The sequence below is a fragment of the Pedobacter sp. 05L430 genome, from assembly GCF_056397585.1.
Map to the genome: position 1 here is coordinate 1 of NZ_JBFTNT010000156.1, position 9,336 is coordinate 9,336.

The following is a 9,336-nucleotide window of genomic DNA, read 5'->3' on the forward strand; positions in this document are numbered from 1 at the left end:
CGGAAGAGCTAAGTGTACATTTCGCTAAAAGTGGCTCTTCCCCAATTTTGGTGGTGGAATAAAACGTCAACTCGCATCAGGCATTAAAAGATGCTTTTCGAACTTAATAAAGATCTATCTCGGAGGAAGGAAATAGGAAAATCGATTTAACCACCAAAATTGGGGAAGAGCCGGATATATTTCTTCTGTTTATTTTATGTTTTTGCTAAAAATATTAGTAATTTTGTGGTTCGATTTTTACGTATGGAAACACCGATATTAGATGAAAAGTACTATTTCAAGCCCTCAGTACCTGTTAATGAATTGCCTGGGGATGGCAATCTTGTAATTAATACCAGTGTAAATCCGGAAGAAAAGTATGTGATTAATGTTGCCGAATATCGTTCGCTGCGTAATGCGATAATAAAGCATCTTTTGACTTTTTATGACCGGGTGGATTACTGTGATGCAGGAGATATCAATACTTACTTATCTATCAGGGGCTATAAAGGGCATCAACTGTTCACCTATGTGTTTTATGTTGAGGAATGGCACTGCTACCAGCATACGGGTGTGTTTCAGGAGATGATAACGCAATATTTAGCCTGGGGAATAGCTGATTATCATCGTAACGATTCTGGCATGTTATTCCAGAGGATTAAAACGACACATCCTGTTACTCAATATTCGGTCTTGAGGGATGAAGGGGATAAAGTTTAAAGCTGCGCTTATGGTGATGAGGGTAGGGTGGCTATGATTAGTCAGGGCAGCTTGAATGGTATTCATATTTATGTTAATGGCTTTTATCTGTATTATGGGTAAATGGGGAGTGCATTGGAGATAGCCAACTGAGAAAAGTGTGACTAAGGAGCGATACGGTCTCGACGATACTGAGGCAATAGTGGACAGATTGCGTGATGCAGGATGGATGGAATGACAGGGGACTTAAAGCTGTTTCCTTTCATCAATAATCTCCAGCAGTCTGTCTAATCTCCATCTTACCGGTTCTTTAATCCGTTCTTGCGTTCCTGTGCGAAGAATTGTTATTTGTTTATCCGGAAATATATATTAAGCAACTTTAATTAATCATGGTATTTGAAATCTTACATCTGTTAGAAACTCCTTATCGGTTAGCGTTTTTAAAAAAGCGATAATTTTATGTTGATCACTACTGGATAATGCAAGACCTAAAGTGCCGTTATGTCGTAACTGTTCATCTAAGTGAGTATTGCGCTTTACGCCATTTGCATAATGTGTTAGAACATCTTCCAGTGTAGCAAACCTACCATCGTGCATGTAAGGTGCAGTAACTTCTATATTTCTTAAGGAGGGTACACGGAATTTCCCAACATCTGTTGCCAGGTGTGTCGAACTGTCTCTTCCACGGTCAATTGATACCAGGTCCAACCCAGTGTTACGATAACTCAGATCTGTAAATAAGGGCTCTTTATGACAGGCACTGCATTTTTGCCTAAACAGAATATAACCATTTTTCTCATCAGTTGTGAAAACACCTCCTTGTTCGTATCTCCTATACTTATCATAACGTGAATTAGCCGAAACGAGCATAGACATGAATTGAGTAAGTGCATTCAGCAGTCTTGCCGAATCGATATCTACAGAACCATACGCATTCCGGAAAAGATCAGTGTAATGACCATTCGCCCTCAGTTTTTCTACGGCGCCTGCCATGCTGTTTGCGATTTCGCAAGGATTTATAATTGCGTTATGCGATGACAATTGGAACAGTTTGACGCGGCCATCCCACATAAACTCCTTTTGCCAGGCCAGATTGAAAAGTGCAGGCGTATTTCTTGTTCCAGAGCATTGCTTAAAGCCTTGGCTTACATGTTTATTTTGATCTGAAAAAGCGGAAAATGACTGATGACAGCTCGCGCAAGAAATGGAATTGTCTATCGACAACGCACGGTCATAAAAAAGAATCCTGCCAAGTTTAAATCCTGCCGGAGTTACAAAGTGCTGATCATACTGGCTCCCAGGTTGCGGGAAATTTGGGGGAACAGTAAATTTAAGCTGAACTTCTTTTGCATCGTAATTAACTTTGATTGGCCGGATATTATACGCTACCAGAAAAAGAACGAGATTAATAAAGGCTATAATACCGAAAATCTTTGTTTTTGCTTTCATTCAGCGGAGAATCCATTATAAGAGTATGTAAATAGCATTTCATTGTGGCTTGTAATTATTTTCATACTGTTGTTTCTGATTCAGGTGATTGCTGACGTTTCAGTTCGGTCTCGGCAGCAGACTTGAGAATGTACCGGTCGATATAAAATGTACCGAATGGAATAATGCATGCAATCAGGACTTTCCAAGTGGTATGTTTGAACTTCCAGTGCTGTTCGACGCCCACACTAATGGTGGTAAAAATGAACCAAAGAAAAAGGACGCCGTGTACGGGTCCCATAGTTTTAACCATGAGCGGTTCATCCGCCCAGTATTTGAGCGGCATCGCCACACCAACCAGTAGTAGTAAAGAAATACCTTCAAGATAACTGATTAGTCGTAAGCGGCCCACCTGTGTTTTGAAAATTTGATCGATGAAGTGCATAGTGAAAATTTTAAGATTTGAAAAAATATAATTATCGTTCAGAATGTGCGCAAATAAGGTCTCCCCGCCAACGGTGAGAATGGCCATGGAATGGCAATGAATATAATCACCAGCGCAGCCGTGAACCAGCGCAGCATAGTTTGATATTTTGCGCTGTCTTCTTTCAAACGTTTGGTTTTTGCAGATCCAATGGTAATGATGAGGATAGCTAATATCATCGTGGAAATATGAAAGTACTTGAAGAAGATCTGTTCATTCACTACCTTATCAGGACTACCAAATGTTTGGTAAAGCACGGCAGGACTTTGCACATAAATCGCCATTCCGATTAATAACTGTATGTGCGCGATAGTCGCTGTCCAATGTCGGATAGCATTGGCTTTTGGGGTGAAAGCCTGCTTCCGGGATAATCCGCGATATGCAGTGATTATGGCGTATATCAAACTGCCTAATACAAACCATCGACTAACTGAATGAAAAACAAGGAGGGTATAATACATATAATGGTTAGGTTATTATTTGAAATTATTAACTAAATGAAAGGCAATTAATGCATCAGCTATTTTGATGTTTGGCGATTTTGGGCTTTCATACGGCCGGCCAAATCCTGCAATGCTCCGCCATCGTATACATTTTTAAACCCCTTGATTTCAACACCTGTACCGTCAGAATGCTTCTTACCCCATGAGAACAACAGGTAATAACCGGCCTGCGCTGATCGAATCCAGCTAATGAAATAGTTTCGATGCTATTCAATGGTATATTTATAGTGCCATTGATATGCCCTGTTTCAAATTCCGAAACACTTCGGACATCCGGGATTACTGGATTTTGGGAAAACAGATTATCCATCCTGTTATCAGTTTTTGATGAACTGAAAATTTTATAGATGCCAAATACGGTTAAAAGCATGATGAGGAATACAAAATATTTCATATTACATTATTTTTAAAGTCACTAAATAAGACATACTGGATGGTATGTTCTAAGCCAAATTTATTCTTTTCCATAGTTCTCTATTACCGTCAAAAAAACCTTATTCGCGTTGAGTTAAAAAAAAGATACCATTTAGTATGTTTTACAAACATATTAAAACATATCCCACTTATAATATATCACTAAGTCATTTCACCGTCAAAACATTTATCCCTAGACAGAGGTGAGTCATATGCCTATTTGTTTTTGATTCTTTTGTTTTAACACAATTGGAGGCAATTTTGTCGCTCCCTACTTTTACTTATTGATGACAGAAAAAAACAGAGAATCTCAATAAAAGGTATCTATCTTTGCGACATACTAATCAGTATGTTTATGTCAAAAGCAGAAGTGACAAGATCAGATATTCTCAGAAGAGGGCTTGAGTTAATTTACAAGCAGGGTTATCAGTCGACAAGTATCGACGATATCCTAGCTACAACAAAGGTTACCAAGGGCGCTTTTTATTACCATTTCCGAAACAAAGAGGAAATGGGCGTAGCGCTGATCAGTGAAGCGATGCAAGATGAGATTTGGCCACATATAGAAAAGTCTCTTTCAGCTGGCTCTGATTTCAGGGACAATATTTACGAAATGATCAATGGATTGCTTTTTGAACATCCCTTTATGACGGTCGAGCATGGTTGTCCCGCGGTGAACCTTATTCAGGAGATGGCGCCTTTGTCTGAAGCATTTCGGACGGCTTTGATAAAGTCGTTAAACAAATGGAAACGAGCTATCGAAGCGGAGATCATAAGAGGTCAACAGGCAGGTCAGCTGGGCATGGCACATGATGCCAAGCAGATTGCATTGAATGTAATAACCCTTTACCATGGCGTGAGAAATATGGGTAAATTATTGGGTAAAACCTACTATACTTCATTTCTGAATGAGTTTCGAAGATACCTAGATACTTTGGAATAATTTTTTGAGTAAAAACATACCAAATAGTATGTTATAAATGATACCAATTATGATCAAACAATTTGCATACTCAAAAACATACCAAATGGTATGTTTTGCCTGCCCCAATCAATTTTTGTTACAGCTTTTCTTCGATGCATTCATGTTCTGGATGATTTGCCATTCTCTGATGCTAACACGACCAACCATCACAACCCTATTCTTAAACTAATGCAACAAAGAAATTATAAATCTCTTATATGGGTGCTAACCCTTGCTATCAATGGTCTAATCGCGCTGGCCTTTTTCTTACCCAAGATTTCTTCATTGAAGGGATACGATTTTTCAAAGCTTCCACTGCTCAACGCTATATTAAATGGCCTGACCTTTTTTTCTTTGATGATTGCGCTATTTGCGATACGTCATAAAAAGATACCCCTGCACCGAACATTTGTATTCCTTGCGTTTTCATTTACAWCCTTGTTTCTGTTTTCGTATCTGCTTTATCATTTTTCCACGCCTTCTACTAAATATGGCGGCGACGGGATACTGAGGGGAATTTATTTTTTTGTTTTGCTYACCCACGTTTTTCTGGCTGCGCTGATCGTATCTCTTGCGCTATTTACAATGGCATTCGGATTAAACAATCAGATTAACCGGCATCGTAAAATTGCCAAATGGACGATGCCAATCTGGTTGTATGTCAGTTTTACKGGTGTTCTTGTCTACTTACTTATTTCGCCTTATTACCACCATTAAACATGATAGCAATACCCATGATCCCGCAAAAAATATCGGTGAAATTTGGCTCACCATTCATTTTATCACACATTTCTAATTTATCAAATCAATTCTTTATGAAAAAAAATCTGTTACATGGAATGATAATTCCAGCTATCATATTTTCTTCCTGTACACTGGGGAACCAACAGGCACAGAACACGACTGTACCTRAAGTTCCTGTGACAATAGTAAACCAGACCGATGCGGTGGTTTATACAGAATACCCGGCAAAACTTGAAGGGCAGACCGATGTGGAGATTCGCTCGCAAGTCAAAGGAATCTTGGAAAAAATATTTGTAGAAGAAGGTGCTTATGTCGAAAAAGGAACACCGCTTTTCCAGATTGACACCCGCCCATACCAGGAAGAATATAACAATGCCCAGGGCGAATTATTGGCTGCCAAGGCAGACGTGGCAACGGCAAAAATCGAAGTAAAAAAACTTACGGCGCTCGTGCAAAATAAAGTGGTTTCTCCATATCAACTACAAACTTCACAGGCGGCTTACGATGCGGCGGCCGCTCGTGAAATCCAAGCGCTGGCAAAAGCTGGAAATGCGAAAATCACTCTGGGTTTTGCAACAATCAAAGCTCCGGTAAGCGGTTATATTGGTCGCTTTGGTAAGAAAACCGGCAGCCTGGTTGCCCCATCAGATACGCAACCATTATCTTATCTATCTGATAACACGGAAGTACATGGTTATTTCTCTGTTGGTGAAGCTGACTTTGTTGCCTTTAAAGATGGTTTGAAGGGCACCTCTATCGGAGAAAAGTTAAAAAATACTTCAGCAGTAACCATGGTGCTTTCCGGTGGTATTACTTATCCACAACCCGGCAAATTAGATATGGTGGATGCCGCATTCGATAAATCTACTGGGGCAATCACTCTGCGGGCAACCTTTCCCAACAAACAAGGTTTGCTTCGATCTGGGAATTCAGGCCGGATTAAACTAGGGCTTAAACAAGCTGGCGTAGTTGCAATACCTCAGGCAACAACATTCGAAATGCAGGACAAAATTTTTGCATATATAGTTGATCAAAGCAATAAGGTCCGACAAGTAGCTTTAACCATTTCCGGTTCAATTGGAAATACCTATTATATCTCCGATGGTCTAAAGACAGGTGACCGTCTAATATTAAAAGGACTGGAATCCCTCAAAGATGGCATGTCTGTTAAACCTGAAAAATCTAACGAAAACCTGGCTAGCAATTAAGCCCTAATTATTAAATCATGTTAAAAGTTTTTATCGATAAGCCGGTTATCGCCACGGTGGTTTCCATTATGCTGGTAATTCTCGGTGCGGTAGGCCTTATGGATCTACCCATACAACAATTCCCTGATATAGCCCCACCTGTTGTACAGGTATCAGCCAATTATCCCGGCGCAAATGCGGAAACAATGGTACGCGCTGTAGCGCCACCATTGGAGGAAGCAATTAATGGGGTCGAAAACATGACCTATATGAGTTCCACTTCGAGTAACGATGGAACCTTAACCATTTCAGTTTATTTTAAGTTAGGTACTGATCCTGACCAGGCGGCTGTAAATGTACAAAACCGCGTGTCATCAGCAACCGGACTTTTACCACTGGAAGTGGTTCAGGCTGGTATCACTACTCAAAAAGTACAGAATTCACTCATTATGGCAATTAACCTAATGAGTGAAAAGCCTAAGTTGTATGATGCAACTTATCTTACTAACTATGCGCAAATCAACGTTATTCCTGAGCTTAAACGTATACAAGGAGTTGGGCAGGTAACACTGTACGGTGGCAACAGGGATTACTCCATGCGAATTTGGCTTAAGCCAGCACAAATGGCCACTTACAATATCACCCCAACCGAGGTGATGGCAGCTGTCAAAAGCAAAAACCAGGAAGCCGCTCCTGGAAGATTCGGAGAGTCAAGCGACCGCTCTTTTGAATACGTCCTTAAATATTCAGGAAAGTATACCAAACCAGAGGAATATGGGAATATGATCATAAGATCAAATCCTGATGGGAGTATGTTAAAACTCAAGGACGTCGCTAAGGTTGAATTGGGTAGCTATACTTACAATTCGCTAAACACAGTAAACGACAAACAAAGTATTCTGTTCCAGGTTATACAATTGCCTGGCTCCAATTCAAGGGAAATACAGACCAAGGTTGCTGAATTTCTAAAAAAAGCGGAGAAGGATTTCCCACCGGGAATTAAACAGCAAATACTTTACAATACAAAGGATATGCTGGATCAATCCATCGATCAGGTCAAGCATACTCTGATTGAGGCATTCATCCTCGTTTTTATCGTAGTATATATATTCCTGCAGGACTTCCGGTCAACACTAATCCCCGCAATAGCTGTCCCTGTGGCTCTTATTGGCACCTTCTTCTTTATGTCTGTCTTTGGATTCTCCATCAATCTTCTGACCTTATTTGCCCTTGTATTAGCCATCGGCATTGTCGTGGATGATGCCATCGTGGTTGTCGAAGCAGTGCACTCCAAGTTAGAGCATCGGAACATTACTCCAAAGAAAGCCACCATGGCCGCCATGCATGAAATCACAGGTGCGATCATTTCAATTACCTTGGTAATGGCGGCTGTATTTCTCCCGGTTGGCTTTATGAAAGGCTCAGCAGGTGTATTTTACCGGCAGTTCGCGTTTACTCTTGGAATTGCTATTGTCATATCTGCATTGAATGCACTAACCCTGAGCCCAGCATTATGTGCCTTATTATTGAAAGATGTGAATCATGATCACCACGAAAAACCAACAAGCTTCAAACAGAGATTCTTCTTTGCTTTCAATAAAGGATTTGAAAATGTAACTGGTAAATATGTGGGAGCGGTAAAAAAAATGATCAAGTTTAGGTGGGTTAGTCTTGGAGGACTCGTACTTATAGTTCTAATTACTGGATGGCTTATTCGCAGAACACCTACAGGTTTTATTCCGTCGGAAGATTTAGGGTTTATCGCTATATCGGTGAATCTTCCGCCAGGTTCTTCTATGAACAGAACACAGGCAATTCTTGATGAAGCGGCTAATAAAGTGAGAGATATGAAAGCAAAATTTGCCTTCAACGAAGTCGCAGGTTTTAATGTACTAACAAATTCAACAAGTCCATCCTCTGGCGTTGCCTTTTTCAGAATGAAAAAAGATGGCGAACGTGGTGAAATTAACGATGTCGGTGCAAATATTGCTGAATTGCAAAAGCGCCTTGCCACTATTAAAGGTGCACAAATTTTCGTGTTTTCTTTTCCGACGGTGCCGGGGTTCAGCAATGTTGATGCACTTGATTTAGTTCTGGAGGATAAGGCAGGCGGTAAGTTGGATAAATTTGGTGGAGTTGCGAACCGCTTTATTACCGAATTAATGAAACGCAAAGAAATCGCTGTTGCGTTCACCACATTTCGTGCAGACTATCCCCAATATGAGATGGTCCTTGACCATGAAAAGATCGAGCAACTCGGGGTTGATGAAAAAGATGTGTTAAGCACGATGCAGTCCTATTTCGGTAGTGCCCAGGTTTCAGACTTTAATCGATTCGGTAAATATTACCGGGTCATGGTACAGGCAGATAAGGAAGAACGTGCAGATCCAGCCTCCATGAATGAAATTTATGTAAAGAATAAAACAGGTGACATGGTACCTGTTAATACAATCGTAAGGTTGAAGAGGGTATACGGACCCGAAGCGATTACCCGTTATAACCTTTTCAATTCAATAGGCGTGAATGCCGTGCCAAAACCTGGTTATAGTACTGGAAATGCAATTCAAGCAGTTCGAGAAGTAGCCGCAAACATGCTGTCCTCAGGTTATTCCTATGAGTTTTCCGGAATGACGAGAGAAGAAATCTCTTCTGGCGGCCAATCGGTGATCATTTTTATCCTCTCATTACTATTCGTGTACTTCTTATTGTGTGCCCAATATAACAGTTATATTCTTCCTTTGGCAGTAGTATTTTCCGTGCCTACTGGTATTATCGGAGTTTTCATCGCAATTGGTATAACGGGCATTGATAATAATATCTACGTCCAGGTAGCTCTTATTATGTTAATCGGACTGTTGTCAAAAAATGCTATTCTAATCGTGGAATTTGCAGCGCAGCGCAGACATGCTGGTTACACACTGGTGGAATCTGCAC

The 9,336-nt window shown here is 40.5% G+C and carries 9 protein-coding genes; 5 read left to right on the forward strand and 4 right to left on the reverse strand.

Annotated features, from left to right (window positions below; all coding sequences use genetic code 11):
- Positions 1–243: 243 nt before the first annotated feature.
- Positions 244–699 (forward strand): hypothetical protein, encoded by a 456-nt coding sequence (locus AC1DG9_RS17660; RefSeq protein WP_288879995.1) that lies wholly within the window; start codon positions 244–246, stop codon positions 697–699.
- 366 nt (positions 700–1,065) lie between these two features.
- On the opposite strand, the gene AC1DG9_RS17665 is transcribed toward AC1DG9_RS17660, so the two are convergent.
- The 4 genes from AC1DG9_RS17665 to AC1DG9_RS17680 form a co-directional block, all read right to left on the reverse strand.
- Entirely contained in the window at positions 1,066–2,127 is a 1,062-nt protein-coding gene (locus AC1DG9_RS17665; protein ID WP_337714916.1) for a cytochrome-c peroxidase, read from the reverse strand.
- Positions 2,128–2,188: 61 nt separating this feature from the next.
- Complete coding sequence (locus tag AC1DG9_RS17670) at positions 2,189–2,638, reverse strand: DUF3817 domain-containing protein (protein WP_477634973.1); 450 nt, start codon at positions 2,636–2,638, stop codon at positions 2,189–2,191.
- On the reverse strand, positions 2,590–3,051 hold the full coding sequence (locus tag AC1DG9_RS17675; RefSeq protein WP_172663378.1) for a hypothetical protein: 462 nt from the start codon (positions 3,049–3,051) through the stop codon (positions 2,590–2,592). Before AC1DG9_RS17675 ends, AC1DG9_RS17670 begins: the two co-directional genes overlap by 49 nt.
- A gap of 88 nt (positions 3,052–3,139) precedes the next feature.
- A complete protein-coding gene (locus AC1DG9_RS17680; RefSeq protein WP_337714914.1) occupies positions 3,140–3,487 on the reverse strand; it encodes a rhodanese-like domain-containing protein in 348 nt (115 codons plus the stop codon).
- A gap of 375 nt (positions 3,488–3,862) precedes the next feature.
- On the opposite strand from AC1DG9_RS17680, the gene AC1DG9_RS17685 reads away from it, so the two are divergent.
- The 4 genes from AC1DG9_RS17685 to AC1DG9_RS17700 form a co-directional block, all read left to right on the forward strand.
- Positions 3,863–4,450: a TetR/AcrR family transcriptional regulator gene (locus tag AC1DG9_RS17685; protein WP_172663376.1), complete on the forward strand. Its 588-nt coding sequence runs from the start codon at positions 3,863–3,865 to the stop codon at positions 4,448–4,450.
- Between the two features lie 210 nt (positions 4,451–4,660).
- Positions 4,661–5,188, forward strand: a complete 528-nt coding sequence (locus AC1DG9_RS17690) for a DUF420 domain-containing protein (protein ID WP_477634974.1) — start codon at positions 4,661–4,663, stop codon at positions 5,186–5,188.
- A gap of 2 nt (positions 5,189–5,190) precedes the next feature.
- Positions 5,191–6,423 carry an efflux RND transporter periplasmic adaptor subunit gene (locus AC1DG9_RS17695; protein ID WP_477634975.1) on the forward strand — a complete coding sequence of 411 codons (1,233 nt, stop codon included), beginning with the start codon at positions 5,191–5,193 and terminating at the stop codon, positions 6,421–6,423.
- A 17-nt stretch (positions 6,424–6,440) separates the two neighbouring features.
- On the forward strand, positions 6,441–9,336 hold a 2,896-nt coding region (locus AC1DG9_RS17700; RefSeq protein WP_477634976.1), incomplete at its 3' end, for an efflux RND transporter permease subunit.

Coding starts and splice junctions, on each gene's coding strand:
- AC1DG9_RS17665 (WP_337714916.1), bottom strand. CDS start 2,127: ATGAAAGCAAAAACAAAGATTTTCGGTATTATAGCCTTTATTAATCTC.
- AC1DG9_RS17680 (WP_337714914.1), bottom strand. CDS start 3,487: ATGAAATATTTTGTATTCCTCATCATGCTTTTAACCGTATTTGGCATC.
- AC1DG9_RS17670 (WP_477634973.1), bottom strand. CDS start 2,638: ATGGCCATTCTCACCGTTGGCGGGGAGACCTTATTTGCGCACATTCTG.
- AC1DG9_RS17675 (WP_172663378.1), bottom strand. CDS start 3,051: ATGTATTATACCCTCCTTGTTTTTCATTCAGTTAGTCGATGGTTTGTA.
- AC1DG9_RS17685 (WP_172663376.1), top strand. CDS start 3,863: ATGTCAAAAGCAGAAGTGACAAGATCAGATATTCTCAGAAGAGGGCTT.
- AC1DG9_RS17660 (WP_288879995.1), top strand. CDS start 244: ATGGAAACACCGATATTAGATGAAAAGTACTATTTCAAGCCCTCAGTA.